Genomic DNA, 19,296 nt, shown 5'->3' with positions numbered 1-19,296 from the left:
GCATTCCTTTGTATGAAACCCTTTCGTTGTATCGATAAGTCGATCAATTACCCATCAAATCCGCTTTAATGATGTAGAGACGATTAGAGTCAACCGTGTTTTTATCAAGGTGCTTTTGCTCCAATTTGCCTTTCGTCGACCAAGTAGCAAAATCATCATCATTCAACACTCCAAGATGATTGTTATCAATTACCCACAAACCTTCCATTTTATCGTGAGGATAAGAAACAGCTTTCACCATATCAACAACCAAGGTTTTGCTAACGGGTTTAATTCCTTTCTCTGCCAACGCTTGCCAGCCATTTTTAATCGCGAACTGCTCTAGTGTTAAGCCGTCAATCATCAAACCATGGCTTGCATCACGCTTAACAGACTTAGACAAAGGGATAGAAGACAGAGGGGTGGCTGTTGTTAGATCAATACGATAAACATGCTTTTGTGCATTCGGCTTAGCTTTAGAGTCACCATCGGGGCCGCCTAATAAGAAAGCACCGTCTCGCTCGATCACCAAAAACTTATTCGCTGTTAAAGCAGAAATTTCAGAGTTCGAGTTTTCATTTTTTTCTTGGCGATACAAATACTGTTCAGTTTTGCCAGTGGTTAAATTCAACGTCACAATACGCGTTAAATTACTTTTTTGAGCAGCTTTATCTGGGTTCTGCAACGTCGACTGCATGATGCCCACTAAGGTCGTTTCGTCTGGCGTAATGGCTAGCCCCTCCATGCCTCGGTTGGCTCGACGGTGTGCAAAGACAGCAGGAAGATGATAGATATCACGACTGTCGTCTTTAAAAGCATTAATACGACCTATCTCGACACCATTACTATCAAAATGAACAATGTGTGGCCCATATTCATCACTCACCCAAAACGTACCGTCTTTAAGTGCAACTAAACCTTCGCCATCCAAACCGTAATCATCAAGCTTAATAGGGTTAGTGGTCTTATCGTAAGGCTTATTGTCATTTACTAAAACAGGCTGACCATTTGAATGATAAGGCGTCTCACCTGTGCCACCTAATGAAGACGTATTGGGTAAACCGGAAATCAAGCTGCCTTCTGGACGTTTCAGTAAAATGCTTTTCACCATCGACACCTTGCCATCGACAGCCACTTCAAACAAACCGATACGTGGAGTATAAGACGCCACAGGAAAGCTTTTACCTTTTCCATAATCGCTACTATAGTTAGCATTTGGACCACGATCAGTTAATGCATAAAACTGATTCGCTTGATTTGGATTTGCCGTCATTGCCGAGCCAAAACCACCATTGCGAATTTCAAATGACTGATTCGTCTTACCATCAATCAAATCATCACGTAATACAGAGTAAGGCAACTCACTGCCTTGCTTTGAGACATTATCAACAAAACTTAATGCTGAAGTCGTTGTAGTGTGATTTGCACAACCAGATAAAACCCCAACAGAAATCAAACTCGCTAACCAAATCTTACTTATCATTTCTTCGCCCTTTTTGTGAAATCGCACATCAGTGCATTTTATAATTCTCACTTTAGGGTAAAGACGCGCCATGACGGTTTGATGAACAGGTATAAAAAAGCCTGAACATTGGGAAGATCAATGACTCAGGCTTCGCTTGGAATGCTTGACCTCACGTATTAACCGATGCAAAGAAATCAGACAATAAAAGTAGCCTAACTATTTTTGCCAACCTCTTTTAATGTAATCTCATTATGCATGCCAGCTCGAACTTTATTAACCATGGTTTCTAAATCTTCAAATAAGAAAGGTTTACTAATAAAAGCGTTCATACCGGAATCAAGGCATCGCCGTTTAATATCGTCTTCTACATGGGCGGTCAGTGCGATAATTGGTGTTTGCTTTAAGCCCTTACTTTGTTCTAGCTGCCGAATAGCCACTGTGGCTGAAAAACCATCCATTTCCGGCATGTTACAGTCCATAAAAATGACATCGTAAGGTTCAGGGCTATTAAATTTTTCCAACGCTATAATGCCGGTCTCAGCTAAGTCGACAGAGCATCCCAATTTAGAGAAGAATTGCTCACAGAGCATTTGATTGATTTTATTATCTTCTGCCAACAAAATGCGTAAATCAGTCTGGGAATCAGGTTTTACAAAGAGTTTCTCTGATGACTCTAGGGATTCTTTCACAGCTGTTTGAGCAGACAAAACAAACGGAATCGCGACAGTAAAAGTACTTCCTACTCCCATTTCACTCTCAACCAAGATAGTTCCGCCCATTAGCTCGACTAAGCGTCGTGTAATACTCAATCCCAACCCAGTCCCTCGAATGTTAGGGTTAAAATGGTTAATTTGATAAAACTGCTCAAAAATTTGCTGTTGATCGTCAGGCGAAATACCAATACCCGAGTCTCTGATAGCAAAAGACAAAATTACTGTATTTTCTTCATCACTTTCTTTAGAAGATACCTCAATACATATTTCTCCTTCATCGGTAAATTTAAAGGCATTGCCGACAAGGTTATAAAGGATTTGATGGAGCCTATAAGGGTCACCCTGAACGGTCTCAGGAATGTCTCCAAAATCACAAGTAAGGCTTATTGGTTTTTTTTCAAACTGAGGTGCGAGCAATAACATCACTTCGTTAACAATATTGCGTGAACTAAATAGAATCTTTTCTAACTCTAGCTGCTCTGCGTTAATTTTAGAGTAATCTAAAATATTATTAATAATGTGCATTAAGGTTCGACCCGCATTATTGATCACGGTGACTTGTTGTTGCTGTTTTTCGTTAAGGTCTCCCATCGCCAATAATTGTGCCATGCCAAGCACCCCGTTCATGGGCGTGCGTATCTCATGGGTCATCGCAGATAAAAAATCGGCTTTGGCTTGACCGGCTACTTCAGCCGCTATTTTGGCATTTTCAAGTTCTTCAGCCTGCTCTGAAAGCTTTAAATTATCGTTAAGAGCCTGCCAGTACATTTGATTTTGTTGCTTCCCTGTCACAAAAATAAACAGCCCATAACCAAGAATTAAACCAACAACAATCCAGTTACCAGGCTCATCGAGAAATAAACCAGAGGCCAAAGCAAAAGGCCAACAAATCAACAACCAGTAACTGCGCATTATTCTATAGGAAGGTGCCAATACGGTAATTCCACCAATACTAATACCAGCCGCCGCCATCATGTTAATGGTCACAGGTAAGTCGACAATCGGGTTAATGTAAAAAAGCCAAGCAGAACCACTCACCCACACAATTGCAGAAGAATTGTAAATAAAAGCATAACGGGAAAAATAGGACGGATAGTCAATTTCGTGCGAGGAAAACACTTTGAAAAATAAAACCAAACGGTAAATTTGCAGAAGTATAAAACAGCCAGAAAAAAGGCCAATAATATCGAGATGCTCTCGTGCTGTTGCTGAACTAAAAACAGCCGCCCAAAAGGCAAACAGATAGAAGACGCCACCAAACCGAGAGCGCTTAGCTAAATCTTTTAAGCTAATGTCATTAACTTGTTTATCATCTAGCGCATAACGTGAATTATTCAATAGAATCCTCGAATTCAATAGCCATAAAAGTTTGAGGTAGCCAGTTTCCAACAGCCATAATAATCCATTTACACAATATTAAAAACTAAGCAAAAAAAACCAGCAGGGGGAAGACTGCTGGCCTTTTTTATCAATACATTCTGACGCTCATTTTATTTAATCAGACTGCAAATTGATTCATGGTGTTATCTTTACCAGACGCTTTTAGCGCTTGCTCACCAGAGAAGTACTCTTTGTGATCATCACCTATGTTAGAACCCGACATGTCTTGGTGCTTCACACAGGCCAAGCCTTGGCGAATTTCCTTGCGCTGCACTTCTCTCACATAACCCAACATACCTAGCTCACCGAAGTAGTCTTTCGCTAAGTTATCCGTAGACAAAGCGGCAGTATGGTACGTCGGCAAGGTAATCAAATGATGGAAGATCCCTGCTTGCGCAGCGGCATCTTTTTGGAAGCGTCGAATACGCTCATCCGCTTCCTCGGCTAACATGCTGCCATCAAAATCTTGTGACATCAGTTTCTCGCGTTGGTATTGGCTAACATCTTTGCCTTCTTCCAACCACGCATCAAACACTTGCTGACGGAAGTTCAATGTCCAGTTGAAAGAAGGGCTATTGTTATACACAAGCTTGGCGTTTGGCATAACGTCACGAATACGATTCACAATCGCGGCGATTTGCCCGATGTGTGGTTTCTCCGTTTCGATCCACAATAAATCGGCACCATTCTGCAAAGAGGTAATACAATCCAACACCACGCGGTCTTCACCTGTATTGGGTTTAAAGCGCACCAAACCATTGGCTAAACGAGTTGGCTTAATCAAACGCTCACCCAGTTTGATAGCCATTTCGCCAGACTTCATTTGCTCAAGTGAGGTCACTTCTTCGCCATCAATGAAGGCATTGTATTGTTCTGCCAAGTCGCCAGCCGTTTGTGATACTGGGATCTTTTGCGTTAAACCCGCGCCCAAAGAGTCAGTACGAGCCACGATCACGCCATCGTCCACGCCCAACTCCAAGAAGGCATAACGCACCGCGTTAATTTTCGCTAAGAAGTCTTCATGAGGCACGGTTACCTTACCATCTTGGTGACCACATTGTTTTGCATCTGACACTTGGTTCTCGATCTGGATACAGCAAGCACCCGCTTCGATCATTTTCTTCGCTAGCAAATAGGTCGCTTCTTCGTTACCAAAACCCGCATCGATATCCGCAATAATTGGCACAACGTGAGTTTCAAAGTTATCCGCTTTTTGCTGCGCGGCTTGTTCGCGAACTTGATCTCCCGCTTCTCTGGCGTCATCCATTTCTTTGAATAAATACTGCAACTCTCGTGCATCGGCTTGTTTCAAAAAGGTGTATAGCTCTTCGATCAAAGCGGGCACTGAGGTTTTTTCATGCATAGATTGATCTGGCAATGGGCCAAATTCAGAACGCATCGCCGCCACCATCCAGCCTGACAAGTACAAGTAACGACTACGCGTGGTGCCAAAATGCTTCTTGATAGAAATCATTTTTTGTTGGCCGATAAAACCGTGCCAGCAACCTAAAGACTGAGTGTAGTTCGCTGGGTCTTTGTCGTAGCTCGCCATGTCTTCTCGCATGATCTTAGCTGTGTATTTGGCGATATCTAACCCCGTATTAAAACGGTTTTGCAATTGCATTCTCGCTACGAATTCAGGGTTCATCGCCGCCCAAGTTGGGCCTTGTTGATTGATCGTATTGCTCGCTTGCTGTGTTTTATTATTATAAGTTTGCATGGTTCTTCTCACTCTTTAGGTTGTTTAAGATAAATTTATTAATAGGTAATTAATTTGCTGCTTTCGCTTTAACTCGGTACGCGTGTAAAAGTGGCTCGGTATAACCATTTGCCTGAATCACGCCTTTAAAAATCAAATCTTGCGCTGCTTTAAAAGCGAAACTCTTGGCATTTAAGGCCATCGGGCGATACCCTTCTGTGGCTATATTTTGCTCGTCCACCACCCGCGCCATGCGTTGCATCACCTCATCAATCTGCTCTTTACTGCACACACCATGAAGCAACCAGTTCGCTAAATGTTGGCTAGAAATCCGCAAGGTGGCACGGTCTTCCATCAAACCCACATTGTTAATGTCAGGCACTTTCGAACACCCCACGCCCGCTTCAATCCAGCGCACCACATAGCCCAATAACCCTTGAACGTTGTTTTCGATTTCTCGTTCAATCACTTGCTGCGACAAAGTCAAATTGCTTGGAATCGTCGGGATGGTAAGTAAATCTATCAGGCTCGCTTTCGGACGATTTTTGAGTCGCTCTTGCACTTCAAACACATCCACTTGGTGATAATGCAATGCGTGTAAAGTCGCCGCGGTTGGTGATGGCACCCAAGCCGTATTCGCGCCCGCTTTCGGATGGACTACTTTCGCCGCCATCATCGCTGCCATTTCATCCGGCATGGCCCACATACCTTTGCCGATCTGCGCTTTGCCCGGCAAACCACACTGCAAGCCTATGTCGACGTTGCGATTCTCATAAGCCTGAATCCAAGGCTGGTTTTTAATCTGATCTTTTGGCAAGAAAGCGCCAGCCTGCATACTGGTGTGAATTTCGTCACCAGTTCGATCCAGAAACCCCGTATTGATGAAAAACACCCGAGATTTCGCCTGACAAATACACTCTTTCAAGTTCAAGGTCGTACGGCGTTCTTCGTCCATAATGCCGATCTTGATGGTGTTTTCTGGTAAGCCAAGCATCTGCTCTACTCGAGCAAATAACTCACAACTAAATGCCACTTCCTCTGGGCCATGCATCTTGGGCTTGACGATGTAAATACTGCCCGTTCTACTGTTACGAATGCCCTTGTGACTCTGCAAATCCAACGCGGCAATCAAGCTTGTTACGACCGCATCAATAATGCCTTCAGGCACAAAGTTACCCAGTTCGTCTTGCATCAAGTCACATTCCATCAAGTGACCGACATTGCGAATCAACAACAAAGAACGGCCATGTAAGAGGTATTCTTGATTGTCTAAGTCCGTAAAAATACGATCTGGGTTCATGCGGCGCGTTTGTGTCTGCCCACCTTTTTCGAAGCTAGCTTCTAGCGTGCCTTGCATTAGGCCAAGCCAATTGCGGTACACGTCAATTTTGTCTTCCGCATCAACGGCCGCCACGGAATCTTCACAGTCCATAATGGTACTTAGAGCTGACTCAATAAGAATGTCATTGATATTGGCTGGGTCTTTCACACCATTTTTGCCGTTACGATCAAACTGAATTTCTACATGCAAACCGTTATTTTTCAGTAATACGGCTTCAGGCTCACTACGCTGACCATTTACCGCCACCAGCTGGCAAGGTTGCTGTAAACCGGTTTGGCTTCCATCTTGGAAAAAAGCCAATAAATGATGGTAATAAACCACGTAGCTGATCACGTCTTTGTGAGAACCAGACTCGAGCGGAAACACCTCATCTAAAAAGTCTTTGGCTTTGGCAATCACGGCGTCACCACGAACTGGGTTATAGGCTTTGCCTGTCGCTAGCTCGTCTGTTTTAGGAATCACATCCGTGCCGTAAAAAGCGTCGTACAAACTGCCCCAACGAGCATTGGCGGCATTCAGCGCAAAACGTGCGTTCTTGACTGGCACAACCAATTGAGGCCCTGCTAAGTGAGCAATTTCTTCATCGACATTTGAAGTGGAAATGGTGAAGTTTTCACCCTCTTCGACTAAGTAACCAATCTTACGCAAGAAAGCCTCATACGCTTTGATATCCATCGCTTGACCCTTGTGGTCAAGATGCCATTGGTCAATCTGCTGTTGCATCTGATCACGAGTGGCCAATAGCTGACGGTTTATAGGCGACAAATCAGCAATTAGCTGTTCAAGGTCGCGCCAAAATTTGGTTGGTTCAATAGCGTGAAGTGGCAGCACTTCTTCATTGATGAAGTGGCAAAACCCTGGATGAATCACACTGTTATTTTTAGCTTGGGGCATATTCATCTCACTTTCCTTCTTTCTCTTATCGTTCTGATTCTTAGGGTTAGCAATTCGCTTGATCTCTCTTTCGATTGCTTGATTTATAGTCTATGCCCGTCTAAGCTAAAATTTCACAATAAGAATTACACAGTGTAAATTTTACAAAAATGAAAAATAAAAATAGCCTCAATCGCAAAGCCCATTTTTTGGGAACAAAAATCCGCAACCTGCGTAAACGCAACCGTTTGACGATGGAAGACCTGTCGGCACGGTGCATTAAAATAGACGCAGAATCCGCGCCTTCAGTGTCTTATTTATCCATGATAGAAAGGGGAAAACGCATCCCCAGTGAAGACGTATTAGAAGTCATCGCGAGCGTTTTTCAGAAAGAAGTCGAATGGTTTTTAGACGATATTCCGGAAGAAGAAGCCATTACCCCAACGAAAGGATCTGGCGGTGGTATCGATGGCATGGCCCTAGAGCCGAACTTTTTGTTCTCGAAAGAAATACTGCAAATAGCCATTCCTGAGATGCTTTCCCAAACGGGCACCAGCGGTCGACAATTTGCACATCTATTGATTCGCGCTCACCAAGAACATCATCAAAATCATTTCCCAGATTTAGAGCGCGCGGCGGAAGAAGTGGGACTCAAACGCTTGCCATTGAGCCTTGATGAGATTGTCGCTATCACCAAGCAAATGGGCTTGCAGATTAAATGGTTTCGCAAGACGCCGTTAGCGGTATTACAAGAGATGGGCATCGGTGAAAGCCATGTAGTGACGTCTTTTTTTGATCCACCGAGCACTATTTACATCAACCAAATCATGAAGGCCCAACCACAACGATTAAAATACAATCTCGCAGTGCATATTGGTCACACGGTATTGCACGACAAAGACGGCATGAAAAACGTCTTGGTCACAGGGCGAAATGAAATATCCCCATTGCAGGCTAAGTCATCCAAAATACAATCATCTGGTATGGATGCTCAGGATATTTTGTACGCTTGGCGAGACTTCGAATGCAGCTTCTTTGCGGGTGCTCTGCTTTGTCCAAAAGTGCCGTTTAGACAAATGCTGGATCGCAACGGCTACGAAATTAATACCGCACAACTGGCGGGTGTTTCAGAATCCGTTACCATGCGTCGTATGACAGCGGCGTCGCCTTATCCCCATTGGCATTATTTTGATGCTTACGCACCGGGCAAACTCAAAGCCGTGTATCGAGGCAATGGCATTCCGTTGCCTTGGGGCAACATGAGCATGGTGGAAGATCCTTGCCAGCACTGGTCAGTGTTTCGCAAGATCAGTGAGCCAAGTACTGGCACATCAGCACAAATATCGATTCTTAATGTCGGCGATGAGCCACGAATTTACGCGTGTGAATCGGTGAAAGTCCAAGACCTTGCAGGTAACAATCACGTACTTTGCTCCGGCATCGATTTGAACCCAGCTATTGACGCCCAAGGCAAAGACGCCCTTTCAATTGCCGCCGATTTACGGGAAGCCTGTGTAACCAAAGGCGGCTCCTCACAGATACCAAGAAACATCAAAAAAGACCTAATGAGCGTGGCGAAGATTCTTAACATCAACTGGGTCGAACGAGGCATAGACAATGATGCGAGATTGATTTGCTCTCGTGGCGCCGTCTGCCCAAGAAAACCGAGTTGTTATCAACAATGCGAGGCGAGGTAGTCAGCTTGTTTGAGGAGAGTTTATCGGTGGAAGCCAAGCCGTGTGGTGTTTTGCTTGCGTCACTGACGTCGTCAGCGCAAAACACCACACGGCTAACTTCTACTTATGTTTTTTTATCGTCTCGGTTTTTGGTGATAGTTTGAACTAAAATAAAGATAACGGATTGAAAAGTACGAATAATGACGTACAATAAAAAAGTACGATTTATTTCGTACAAAAAGGAGTAGTGATGGGTTTCAAGGATGTGAAATCACAAGTGATAATTTGCTTAGAAAATGGCTCATACGACCATGAAGTGAGAGAAAAAATTGATATCAAAAACCTTTTCCAGTGCGGTCAGTTAAACGATGATGAGGTTATTGAACTGATACGTCATACTCGCGGCAACGAATATGAATCCAGCCCTCACCATCAAGTATCTACTATTGATGTACATGTATTAAAGCCATTCAAGAATGGTAAACGATGGTATATAAAATTTTACTTTATCGAGCCCGATGCCATGTTTATCAGTGTTCACGAAAGTGGAGTGTAAAATGAAGATAGTTAAAGAAGGTGATTCAAGACAGGTCATTTGCCCAGAATGTGGTTTAACACATGCGACTTATCAGCTTCGAGATGTCAGTTTTAATGATGATTCAGGCTTGGTGAAAAATATCTTGGCGGCGGTATGCAATCACTGTAATACAGTAGTTAGCATCCCAAAACAATCCACCGCGAAAGTGCGTGCCGAGTACAATAAAATCAAAACGCCAATCGATGTGCGTTTGCCTGCTCACTTTTTAGATATTCTAAATATAGCGACGCAGAAAATAGACGCCAGCTTGGGAGACAGCTTTAATAAAGCCTTGGTTTTATACTATCTTCACGCCTTAAGTTCCAATCGATTCTCTCAAAATGACTTAGGCTTGCTGTTAACATCCGACCTTGCCAAGGCAAAAGCTTCAAAGCGCTTTTCAGTTAAGCTTAATGAAAAGAGTATTAACGAAATCAAATCCTTAATGGCATCGCAAAAACTGAAAAATAACACGGAAGTCTTTAAAAGTCTGATACTTAGAATCAATGAGGACATCGTTCAGCCTAAGCAACCCAAACATCTAGCAGAATTGCAAAACTTCGCCGCGGCTTTTGCATAATCAATGAACTAAATAAGTCCATTTGAACAGCACGCTTTGCATCCCATTTCGCTTTAATATCAGAGTGGTCGATCAATTTCCCTTTGTCCGCTGACTCAATGCCTTTTTCTACTTCACGAATAAACCAGTCTTCGCGGGCAGCGTATTGTTTAATCGCTTCCGCCATTAGCCATGCTCGGTGCCTATCCATTGCTTCAGCCATTTGGCCAACACGTTGCAGTGTCTCTTCGTCTAGCCTGACGGAGGTTGCTTTTAAAGACATTGAAATTCTCTGAGGTTCTCTAAGAATCTAAATCATAGTCCATACGTGTTTCTTCGTCTTAATCACCCTTAAAATTTGACGATGAATAAGACAAGATAACAGCTACTTTTCTTCTGGCTCCGAATACGCTTCTACAGCCCCAGCGTCAATACGTTTTAACAAACCCTCTTTTTCTAGATAAATCATGTCGTTGTAAATGATGTTATCCGACACATTAAATCGCTGCTTTAACGTCTCAGAGAATACTTTTCCATCCAATGCTAACAACAGCAGTATGGTTTGTTGTCGCTGAATGCTTTTCCTATTCTCGAAGCTCATCATTACGTCGCTCCTCGTTATTAACGTAAGGAAGTATTGCTGTAACGTCGTAATCGCTCAGTTGTCACTAATATAACGACAGAAAGAAAGATTAATATCACCGGCAATGACGCGAAAGTGAAGGCTGTTGCGGCACTACCTAGCACTGGCGGAACTATCATAATTCCTATATAAGCCGAGGCCATAGATAAGCCTATAATGGTTTGTGATGCAGCCGAGCCAAAACGTTTTGGGGTCATTTGAAGGGTATTAGGAAAGATAGGTGCGCAACCGAGTCCAATCAATATCAAGCCAATTTTTGCAAGTCCATCAAAGAACGGCATAGCCAGTAATATACAACCCAATAAGATAATGAACACGCCAGCTCGTATTAGAGCTTCTTCGGTAATTTTTTCAGCAATGACGCCACAAGCAAATCGCCCAGCCGTAATCCCCAAATAATACATGGCGACCCAGAACGCGGCATCGGCAGCCAATACGTCTCTTTGTGTCGTGAGATAACTTGCCGCCCACAATCCAGTACTCATTTCTATTGAGCAATAGCAAAAAAACACCGCCATTTGCAATGGAACGCCTTTTATTTTCAAGGCGGTCGCATTCGAAACTAGCGCCCCACTAGTGTCATTACTTTCTAAAGACTTAACAGCAAACTTCTTCCACAGTGGCAGGGAGGAAAAGAGCAAAATAACGAGTAAAAATTGCACTACTGCGATTGTTACATAGCCATCACGCCAGCCTTCACTAAGGGTCAGGTAATTCGCCATTAATAGTGGACCTGCCGTCGCACCCACGCCCCAGAATGAATGCAAGTAATTCATGTGTTTCGCTTTGTAATGCAAAGCCACGAAGTTGTTTAATGCAGCATCCACTGCACCCGCCCCAAGACCCAAAGGAATAGCCAAAAATACAAGCGCTAGAGCCACATTGGACATACTAAAACCAAGTAATGCGATGGCTGTCAGCAAAACGCTTATTGCGACGACTTTTCCAATCCCAAAACAGTTAATTGCTTTTGTCACATAAAGACTAGAAAGAACGGTACCAGCACTAATAATGAGAGAAATGACACCCGCAAATTCCATCGAGGCATTTAAGTCGCTCCTCATTACTGGCCACGATGACCCAAGTACAGCATCAGGTAATCCTAAACTGATAAAAGCGATGTAAATAATAAAAAGCAATAGCATGACAATCTTGACCTATATGTGATTTTTTAAAACAATACTGCCTAATTTATTTTGAATATAGATATATACTTCCTAAAAATATAACGATTCTATCGAAACAACGTCGCCAAACAACTTTACTAAGTGATGCCATGCAAATTTATAAAATTGAAACCGAAGAAAATGGCAAAGAGCTAACCACTCACGGTAGCCATGACTTTCCCTGTGGATCTTATGACGAACGTTTTTCCCATTTTGTTGGTGGCGAAGTTCCATGGCATTGGCACGATGAAATTGAAGTCGTATTGGTTATCGAAGGGGCTACTAAAGTCGAATGTCTCAATACCAGTGACATTGTAAGAACTGGTGAAATGATCTTTATCAACGCGAACACCCTACACAAGCTGACGAACCATGGAACTGAAGATTGCCGTATACTCAATGTGGTATTCAGCCCGAAAATACTCGGTGGTGGCGATTTTGGACTCATTTATAAAAAGCATGTACTTCCGGTTATTAATAACAAAGAGCTCATGTTCTATAAATTTTCTACGGATAAAGCTTGGCACCAACAAGCCATTAATGAGTTAACGAGTGCTTTTAAGGTATGGGATGAGAAACGCTCTGATCACGAGTTCTATATGAATATAGCCTTAATGAAATTTTGGCATATTTTCTGTACTAATCATCAAGATATTACCTCTTCAAAGAACGCCTCGAAAACGAATGAAAAAAGAGTACAAACTTTACTCAATTTTATTCATAGCCATTATGATGAACGTATTTCCATTGCTGAGATCAGCCGTGCGGCAAGCATCAGTGAGAGTGAATGCTATCGTTTATTTCGTAATGCGTTGGGCTGCTCTCCTAACAGCTACTTATTGAATTATCGGCTAAGACAATCTGTACAATTACTAACTGAAAGCAATAAGCAAATCGCAGATATTGCCTACGCAAGTGGCTTTAATTGCTCTGCTTACTTTGCCAAAAAGTTCAAACTTGCCTTCAATACGACCCCAATGCAATTCCGTAAAAATTACAGTGTTACTTCTGATCCCTTATCCACTAATCATTTACCCGTGACACTTAAGCCATATAGGCAAGACCCAAAAGCTTGATTCTGTCCTTTTCGATCTTGCCTATATGCGCCATTAAAGGTGTTTTTAAGAATCCGTTTTCAGTGTTTCAAACCTTAATCCACTGGCGCTTCTATTAGGAAAGCCCTTCCAGTAAGTGTGGTTGGCGCTACCCTCACCATCACCCCAAGTGCCTTCATTAGAATGCGGCACTAAATCTAAATAGCCTGACATTGCATCATCATGCTTCAAATACTGACCTAACCAAGCGGTAATAAAATGAGTCGAAACGTTATTCATACGCACATTATCCCAAACAGGGTCCAGGTAATGCATAGACAAGTTGAAACCTAACTCTGGGTCCACTTTATACATTTCAGCTGGGGGTGCCATTGGAGCACCTGCATTATGATTAGCGTAATCAAACGTCAGTAAAGCACGGTCAACGCTAGTTGATGCTTTCCATAACGCACGTACTCCGTCTTCATATCCCACTGTGTCGTCTACCGACCCTGCTATATACAGCATAGGAACACGAATCCCTTTCGCTGTTTTAGCATCCATAAAGCCATTATTCATACCTGCTGGAGCAAAGGTGACTGCGGTTTTAATACGACTGTCCGCCAAAGCAAGATAATCCTCGCTGCCACTTAAGTACTGATCCAATGTGCCGTTCGGTGCAGAAAAGAAACCTTCGTTTTTATTGACACCATAGGAAGTTAAACCACCTCCAACCGTCACAACGGTGCCATAACCGCCCATTGAATAGCCGATAATACCAGTATTATTCGTATCCACTAGGTTATATAAAAAAGAAGATTTGTCTTTCGCCAACTGACTAATTTGATCCAAAATAAACAACTGATCTTTGGTTCTGTTAACGATGCTGGAGCTGATATCAGACAAGGTGCTATAGGTTGAGTCAGTATGATCAATCGCAACGACAACATAGCCCTTTGAGGCAATATTTTCGGCTATTGGGGACATTAAAAAACGGTTACCTGGGTAACCATGAGAAAGTATTACCAGCGGAAAAGCGGTTTTTACCTTAGCAGGTTCAGCATCTAGAATCGCTTGGCCATGCAGCTCAATTTCTGTTTTTCCGTCTCGTGCAAAAACCTTTAACACCTGAGAACCTTTCGAATTAGCTTGCGCCGGATACCAAGTTTCAACCGTTAAAGGGCGATCATAATATGGAAATGCATCGCCTTCTTGTCTCTCTCTATCTGTATTTAATACATCAATCTGATTTTTATGGACAAAATCGATTTGCCTAACACCAACGGCTTGCTCGCCATAAGCTGCTAATTCAGGTGCATCGGCACGGATAATATCAATTCTGTTTTCAGCCTGTACCGCAGAAAATGGAACACAAGACGCAACCAGTAACATAACGGCATATCGGGTCATTTGCTTATTCTTCATTACAACAGTCCTTATTATCTTTATTGTTTTAGCTGTTAAAAGGCCCACCTAAAAGCAACCAAAGTGTTTCTGATAACATTTAGGTAATCGATTAACCAAACAAAGTATAAACAGGTAGACCCTTCACCCTCAAGCACTAACTAAAACAGACTGATACTGACAAACCAGCTTCCCCGCTTGTTGCTCCCATCAAACAAAGATAAAATCTTGGCTCTTCAATGCCTTCATCAAGGAAGCGTCATGCCACCCACCCAGCGTAGAAAACAAAAACATTCATCAAATAATAGAGTGTCTTTAGCTATGGTGGCCGCTCATGCCAAGGTATCGACAGCAACAGCCTCTCGTATCATCAATGGCATAACTAACAAGGCCTCTGAGCAAACTATTCAGCAAGTCAAAAAAGCGGTTGAAGAACTTGGTTATAGACCAGCGAGTATTGGCAGAGCATTGAGGTGTCAGGAAAGCCAAATTGTAGGTGTTTTAGCCGCAAGTTTGGCTAATCCAACAATGTCCGCCATTGCCTCCTCTATAGAGTGGGCATTAAGGGATGAAGGCTACATTATGTCATTGTGCGACACCCACGAAGAGGCAAAAATACAAGACGAATATTTACAAGAAATGCGGTCTCAACTGGCTCGTGCGGTAGTCATTATTGGTGCGGTAAAAAGTGAGCTTTTACATATGTACCGTGATAATGGCACGACATTGGTGTTTGTTAACCGTCCAGCTCCAGATCAAGAAAATAGTCACTATGTGGGCATCAATAATTATCAAGCAGGTGTCGATGTTGCGAATTTACTTCTGCAACATGGAAAGAAAAACATCGGGATCATTCATGCATCGCTTGATCAAACTGCAGCAGCTGAGCGACGAAGGGGTTTACTAGACAGGCTGTCAGAAGCAGGAATTACTCCCGATGATGTCCCTCATGCTCATGCAGAGGGACTTAATCATCTAGAGGTGGGATATAAAAGTATGCACGCTTTTTTAGATATGCCTAAAAGACCCGATGTCATTGTCTGTCTCAGCGATATGCTAGCTTATGGTGCGTATCGTCTCACACAGGAAGCTGGGCTAGATCCCACTGAAGACATAACGTTTTTCGGTTTTGACGATAATCCACTGAACCCTTGGATCGCTAACTGGCTTAATTCAGTCGGTGTTCCAGCTAATTTATATGGGTCAGCTACCGTTGCCACTTTAAAAGCCATCTGGAACCAGTCACCGCCAACAGAACCAGTTTATCTTTCGCATCAATTTCGTTTGAATAAAGTATTTAGAAAGAATGAAAGTAGCTGAGAATAACTATCATCACTGACAACACATTGAAAATTTCTCTTAATTTTTGACTCAATAAAAAGTAAGACTTCATTAGATCGACATAAAAATGCCTTTTTCCGCAATCAGCCCTATCGAAAAAAGCCTACAAGTATTAAAATCAGCGCAAATTCCCATACCCTTAGTTAAGGAAACCTCATGACTTTGTCGACCAGCCAGTCAACTAATGTCGTAGTTGTTAGTAACTCTTCTGATAATCCCTTTGCTATTGATGTTGCCTATGCAATGGGCCAACACGAAGACATCGCTGATCTGATCAGTATGAAGCAATTCATGAACTCTGAATTTTGCCCTCGTTTTATTTCTGACGAAGCAGATTTCGAAAACATTGGCCGTAAACTTAAGGGTAAAGCTGTCATCATCGTCAGTACTGGCAGTCATGTAAAAAGCCGCCAAGAATTAGCCATGTCTAACCTAATTATCGCTCGCGCCGCAAAAGAAAATGGTGCTGATCGCGTTATCTTGGTTGAACCAGATTTATTCTACAGCGCACAAGACCGTGGCCCTCACCAAAGCCTAGGTGAAACAAGCTTCGAGCGTGACATCAATGATGTTAAGAAGTTTGACGGACAGCCTTTCACAGCGAAGCTTTACGCTCAACTATTAAAGCTGTCTGGTGTGGATACGGTAATGACCATCCACAACCATTCTGATTCAGTTCAAAAAATCTTTAATGACGTATTTGAAGGTGATTTCCATAACTTAATCCCTTATGAGATTTACGCCCATTACTTATTGAATTCTAACATTTTGAACTACGGCGAAGACGGCGAAGGACTTGTCCTTTGTGCACCTGATAAAGGCGCTCGCGATTTCGTTAAAGAAATGTTTAGAACTTTGGGTCTTAGCAAAGCAAAATTCATCATGCTTGATAAAGACCGCACGGCTGAACGCAAAGTAGAAATTACGCTTCATAAAGAAAGCGAACACACTTTCGACGGTCTCGATGGTGCGAGCATTGTATTGTTCGATGACATGGTTCGTACGGGCTCTACGGTAGTGAAATCTTGCCAGTTCTTACAGCAGATCAATCCTGAACGTATGGTGTTTGCGGTATCGCATTTTTATGCCAGCGATGAAGGTCGTGAGCGTATGGCGCACCCTGCGATTGGTGAAATTTTAACGCTGAATACTTTACCTACGATTTTGAACCGTGATGAGCAAGGCCGTCTACGTAAGAAAATGGTCGTACTCAAGGTAGAGAAATGGCTTGCTCAAGAGCTTTGCAACATTCTTGATTTGCCACAAACTCACGAGCCGAATCCTTACAAGATCGATATGTCTTCGAAAAACCCACGTTTTAAGCGCAAAATTTGGTTCAGTGAAGAGCTGTCTGAATTAAAAAGCTAACATTCAATATAGCCCAACATGACAACATGTTGGGCTATATACTCCCCGCGTAAGACCTTCCATTGCTTCAAGCTAAGCTTTTTCTCTGGCTAATCCACATAACCTAGCAAACCAGTAACAAGTTGATCAAAGACAGCTTTGCAAGCTGGGCTTTTTCTTAGATCCTCATGCATGGTCACCCAAGTATCCATTTCAAAACAAAAATCATCTGCTAATAAACGAACCAGGTCATCATCTTGCTTGGCTAAACCTTGCTGACAAATACCTATCCCCACACCAGCCCGAATTAGAGCGAGTTGCGCCACATTACTGTCGGTGCGAAAACAGAAACTATCCTTCTCAACAGAAAAAGGTAATGTTTTGACTACTGCTCGGATGTAGTCAGTCAGCCGATCAAAACCAATTAAACGATGCTTTTCAAGATCCTCCAGTGTCATAGGCACGCCATGCTTGTTTAAATAATTTTGATGGGCAAAAAAGCCAACTTCTATATTGCCAATACGTCGTGCGACTAATTGAGTTTGTGTCGGACGAAATAAGCGTATTGCAATATCGGCTTCTCGGTTGAGTAAATTTTGCACCTTATCAGACAAAACCAACTCGATCTCAACCTGCGGTAGTCGTTCCGCAATGTCAGCGAAAATTCTTGGTAACACTTCGATGGCAATCACGTCACTGGTTGTGACTCGCACCGTGCCTTGAATACCGTCAAACTGCGAACTCGCTACACGCTCAATAGCTTCAGCTATACTTGCCATTTCACTCGCTGGCGCCAATAAAGCGTTTGCAGCTTCAGTCGGTGTTAATCCCCCCTGAGTACGGACAAATAGCGTCATTTTCAATACTCGTTCTAACTCAGATATATGCCGTCCAATAGTAGGCTGAGTGGAGCCAAGCGCACGTGCCGCAGCCGATAAAGACCCTTCCTGCATGACACTAAGAAATGACCTGTATAACTCCCATCCAATATTTTCATTCATACAAAAATGTATAGCCGCCCTATTGTTTTCATCAATTTCATTCAACTAAAAGAATATCTAAGCTTGCTTCATCAATCTACTTAATTTTGGAGAAGTAAAATGAAGCAGTCATTAAAGCAAAACAAAGCCTTAATATTAGGCGCCACAGGAGGCATTGGCAGCGAAGTAGCAAATCAACTTAGCAATGCAGGCTGGTACATTAATGCACTCAAACGTCGTGCTCATACCATGTCGGAAAAGAAGAATATTACTTGGTTCGAAGGCGATGCACTCAATCAAGCCGATGTGGAAGCCGCGGCTGAAGACTGTCAAATCATCCTCCATGGTGTTAATCCCGCAGGCTATAAAAACTGGGGGACCTTGGTTTTACCTATGTTAGATAACACTATTGCGGTTGCCAAAAAAACGGGGGCTTGTATTGTTCTGCCTGGCACTATCTATAACTATGGGCCCGATGCTTTTCCTGTAATTCATGAAACATCTCCACAAAACCCTACCACAAAAAAAGGTCGTATCAGGGTTGAAATGGAACGCCGTTTACAAGGTTTTGCAAACTCAGGAGGGAAAGTTATCATAGTTCGAGCAGGGGATTTTTTTGGACCAAGCGCTGCGAACAGCTGGTTTTCTCAAGGATTAATCAAGCCAAATCAAGCCATAAAAAACATCAACAATCCATCTGAAATTAATATTGGCCACCAATGGGCTTACTTACCAGATGTCGCTAAAGTCATGGTTAAATTAATTGAAACTCGTGACACATTAGACAGCTTTTCAACATTTCATATGAATGGTTTTTGGGATGAAGATGGAGTGCAAATGGCAAAATCCATTCGTCGAGTAGTAGAAAGAAGCACAGGTAGAACGCCAAATATTTGCGCATTTCCTTGGTGGCAAATACGTTTTCTCACGCCATTCAATCAAACACTAAAAGAACTGATGGAAATGAAATATCTTTGGCAAAACACGATACGCATGGACAACAGTAAACTTATTCAACAATTAGGGTACGATCCATTTACCCCAATAGACAAAGCACTAGAAAATACCTTAAAAGAACTCAATTGTCTGAATTAAAAAGCTAATTCTATATACTTAAA

The 19,296-nt window shown here is 42.7% G+C and carries 16 protein-coding genes; 7 read left to right on the top strand and 9 right to left on the bottom strand.

Features of this window, described 5'->3' with window-relative positions:
• Positions 1-43: 43 nt before the first annotated feature.
• The 4 genes from KDW99_RS05240 to KDW99_RS05225 form a co-directional block, all read right to left on the bottom strand.
• Entirely contained in the window at positions 44-1,462 is a 1,419-nt protein-coding gene (locus KDW99_RS05240; protein WP_255828247.1) for an esterase-like activity of phytase family protein, read from the bottom strand.
• A 194-nt stretch (positions 1,463-1,656) separates the two neighbouring features.
• On the bottom strand, positions 1,657-3,495 hold the full coding sequence (locus KDW99_RS05235; protein ID WP_255828246.1) for an ATP-binding protein: 1,839 nt from the start codon (positions 3,493-3,495) through the stop codon (positions 1,657-1,659).
• A gap of 160 nt (positions 3,496-3,655) precedes the next feature.
• Entirely contained in the window at positions 3,656-5,257 is a 1,602-nt protein-coding gene (locus KDW99_RS05230) for an isocitrate lyase (protein ID WP_255828245.1), read from the bottom strand.
• A 49-nt stretch (positions 5,258-5,306) separates the two neighbouring features.
• Complete coding sequence (locus KDW99_RS05225) at positions 5,307-7,478, bottom strand: malate synthase G (protein WP_255828244.1); 2,172 nt, start codon at positions 7,476-7,478, stop codon at positions 5,307-5,309.
• A gap of 143 nt (positions 7,479-7,621) precedes the next feature.
• Here KDW99_RS05225 and KDW99_RS05220 point away from each other — a divergent pair, with 143 nt between their 5' ends.
• From KDW99_RS05220 to KDW99_RS05210, 3 genes are all read left to right on the top strand, one after another.
• Complete coding sequence (locus tag KDW99_RS05220) at positions 7,622-9,148, top strand: DUF3612 domain-containing protein (RefSeq protein WP_255828243.1); 1,527 nt, start codon at positions 7,622-7,624, stop codon at positions 9,146-9,148.
• A 229-nt stretch (positions 9,149-9,377) separates the two neighbouring features.
• Complete coding sequence (locus KDW99_RS05215) at positions 9,378-9,683, top strand: hypothetical protein (RefSeq protein ID WP_255828242.1); 306 nt, start codon at positions 9,378-9,380, stop codon at positions 9,681-9,683.
• A gap of 1 nt (position 9,684) precedes the next feature.
• Positions 9,685-10,284: a hypothetical protein gene (locus tag KDW99_RS05210; protein ID WP_255828241.1), complete on the top strand. Its 600-nt coding sequence runs from the start codon at positions 9,685-9,687 to the stop codon at positions 10,282-10,284.
• On the opposite strand, the gene KDW99_RS05205 is transcribed toward KDW99_RS05210, so the two are convergent.
• From KDW99_RS05205 to KDW99_RS05195, 3 genes are all read right to left on the bottom strand, one after another.
• Positions 10,229-10,546, bottom strand: coding sequence for a CopG family ribbon-helix-helix protein (locus KDW99_RS05205; RefSeq protein WP_255828240.1), 318 nt, complete (start codon positions 10,544-10,546; stop codon positions 10,229-10,231). The two genes, KDW99_RS05210 and KDW99_RS05205, sit on opposite strands and share 56 nt — an antisense overlap.
• Positions 10,547-10,648: 102 nt before the next feature.
• Positions 10,649-10,867 carry a DeoR family transcriptional regulator gene (locus tag KDW99_RS05200; protein ID WP_255828239.1) on the bottom strand — a complete coding sequence of 73 codons (219 nt, stop codon included), beginning with the start codon at positions 10,865-10,867 and terminating at the stop codon, positions 10,649-10,651.
• Between the two features lie 17 nt (positions 10,868-10,884).
• On the bottom strand, positions 10,885-12,051 hold the full coding sequence (locus KDW99_RS05195; RefSeq protein ID WP_255828238.1) for an MFS transporter: 1,167 nt from the start codon (positions 12,049-12,051) through the stop codon (positions 10,885-10,887).
• Positions 12,052-12,182: 131 nt separating this feature from the next.
• Between KDW99_RS05195 and KDW99_RS05190 the strand changes: the two genes are divergently transcribed.
• On the top strand, positions 12,183-13,148 hold the full coding sequence (locus KDW99_RS05190; RefSeq protein ID WP_255828237.1) for an AraC family transcriptional regulator: 966 nt from the start codon (positions 12,183-12,185) through the stop codon (positions 13,146-13,148).
• A gap of 45 nt (positions 13,149-13,193) precedes the next feature.
• Here KDW99_RS05190 and KDW99_RS05185 read toward each other — a convergent pair whose 3' ends face one another.
• Positions 13,194-14,531: an alpha/beta hydrolase family protein gene (locus KDW99_RS05185; RefSeq protein WP_255828236.1), complete on the bottom strand. Its 1,338-nt coding sequence runs from the start codon at positions 14,529-14,531 to the stop codon at positions 13,194-13,196.
• Positions 14,532-14,771: 240 nt separating this feature from the next.
• On the opposite strand from KDW99_RS05185, the gene KDW99_RS05180 reads away from it, so the two are divergent.
• A complete protein-coding gene (locus KDW99_RS05180) occupies positions 14,772-15,830 on the top strand; it encodes a LacI family DNA-binding transcriptional regulator (RefSeq protein ID WP_255828235.1) in 1,059 nt (352 codons plus the stop codon).
• A gap of 177 nt (positions 15,831-16,007) precedes the next feature.
• Complete coding sequence (locus KDW99_RS05175) at positions 16,008-17,219, top strand: phosphoribosyltransferase family protein (protein ID WP_114410709.1); 1,212 nt, start codon at positions 16,008-16,010, stop codon at positions 17,217-17,219.
• Positions 17,220-17,308: 89 nt separating this feature from the next.
• Here the strand turns inward: KDW99_RS05175 and KDW99_RS05170 are convergent, their stop codons facing one another.
• Positions 17,309-18,199, bottom strand: a complete 891-nt coding sequence (locus KDW99_RS05170) for a LysR family transcriptional regulator (RefSeq protein ID WP_255828234.1) — start codon at positions 18,197-18,199, stop codon at positions 17,309-17,311.
• Positions 18,200-18,298: 99 nt separating this feature from the next.
• Between KDW99_RS05170 and KDW99_RS05165 the strand changes: the two genes are divergently transcribed.
• On the top strand, positions 18,299-19,273 hold the full coding sequence (locus KDW99_RS05165) for an NAD-dependent epimerase/dehydratase family protein (RefSeq protein ID WP_255828233.1): 975 nt from the start codon (positions 18,299-18,301) through the stop codon (positions 19,271-19,273).
• The last annotated feature ends 23 nt before the right edge of the window (positions 19,274-19,296 follow it).

Origin of the sequence: Marinomonas rhizomae (assembly GCF_024397855.1) — a bacterium.
Taxonomy (GTDB): Bacteria; Pseudomonadota; Gammaproteobacteria; order Pseudomonadales; family Marinomonadaceae; genus Marinomonas; species Marinomonas rhizomae_A.
Note: the sequence above shows the minus strand (reverse complement) of the source record. Positions and strands in the feature narration are given on the sequence as shown.

What these genes read in the sequence shown, in the direction of transcription:
- KDW99_RS05170 (WP_255828234.1), bottom strand. Translation starts at nt 18,199, where the DNA reads ATGAATGAAAATATTGGATGGGAGTTATACAGGTCATTTCTTAGTGTC.
- KDW99_RS05195 (WP_255828238.1), bottom strand. Translation starts at nt 12,051, where the DNA reads ATGCTATTGCTTTTTATTATTTACATCGCTTTTATCAGTTTAGGATTA.
- KDW99_RS05180 (WP_255828235.1), top strand. Translation starts at nt 14,772, where the DNA reads ATGCCACCCACCCAGCGTAGAAAACAAAAACATTCATCAAATAATAGA.
- KDW99_RS05190 (WP_255828237.1), top strand. Translation starts at nt 12,183, where the DNA reads ATGCAAATTTATAAAATTGAAACCGAAGAAAATGGCAAAGAGCTAACC.
- KDW99_RS05165 (WP_255828233.1), top strand. Translation starts at nt 18,299, where the DNA reads ATGAAGCAGTCATTAAAGCAAAACAAAGCCTTAATATTAGGCGCCACA.
- KDW99_RS05210 (WP_255828241.1), top strand. Translation starts at nt 9,685, where the DNA reads ATGAAGATAGTTAAAGAAGGTGATTCAAGACAGGTCATTTGCCCAGAA.
- KDW99_RS05225 (WP_255828244.1), bottom strand. Translation starts at nt 7,478, where the DNA reads ATGAATATGCCCCAAGCTAAAAATAACAGTGTGATTCATCCAGGGTTT.
- KDW99_RS05220 (WP_255828243.1), top strand. Translation starts at nt 7,622, where the DNA reads ATGAAAAATAAAAATAGCCTCAATCGCAAAGCCCATTTTTTGGGAACA.
- KDW99_RS05205 (WP_255828240.1), bottom strand. Translation starts at nt 10,546, where the DNA reads ATGTCTTTAAAAGCAACCTCCGTCAGGCTAGACGAAGAGACACTGCAA.
- KDW99_RS05200 (WP_255828239.1), bottom strand. Translation starts at nt 10,867, where the DNA reads ATGATGAGCTTCGAGAATAGGAAAAGCATTCAGCGACAACAAACCATA.
- KDW99_RS05185 (WP_255828236.1), bottom strand. Translation starts at nt 14,531, where the DNA reads ATGAAGAATAAGCAAATGACCCGATATGCCGTTATGTTACTGGTTGCG.
- KDW99_RS05215 (WP_255828242.1), top strand. Translation starts at nt 9,378, where the DNA reads ATGGGTTTCAAGGATGTGAAATCACAAGTGATAATTTGCTTAGAAAAT.
- KDW99_RS05240 (WP_255828247.1), bottom strand. Translation starts at nt 1,462, where the DNA reads ATGATAAGTAAGATTTGGTTAGCGAGTTTGATTTCTGTTGGGGTTTTA.
- KDW99_RS05175 (WP_114410709.1), top strand. Translation starts at nt 16,008, where the DNA reads ATGACTTTGTCGACCAGCCAGTCAACTAATGTCGTAGTTGTTAGTAAC.
- KDW99_RS05230 (WP_255828245.1), bottom strand. Translation starts at nt 5,257, where the DNA reads ATGCAAACTTATAATAATAAAACACAGCAAGCGAGCAATACGATCAAT.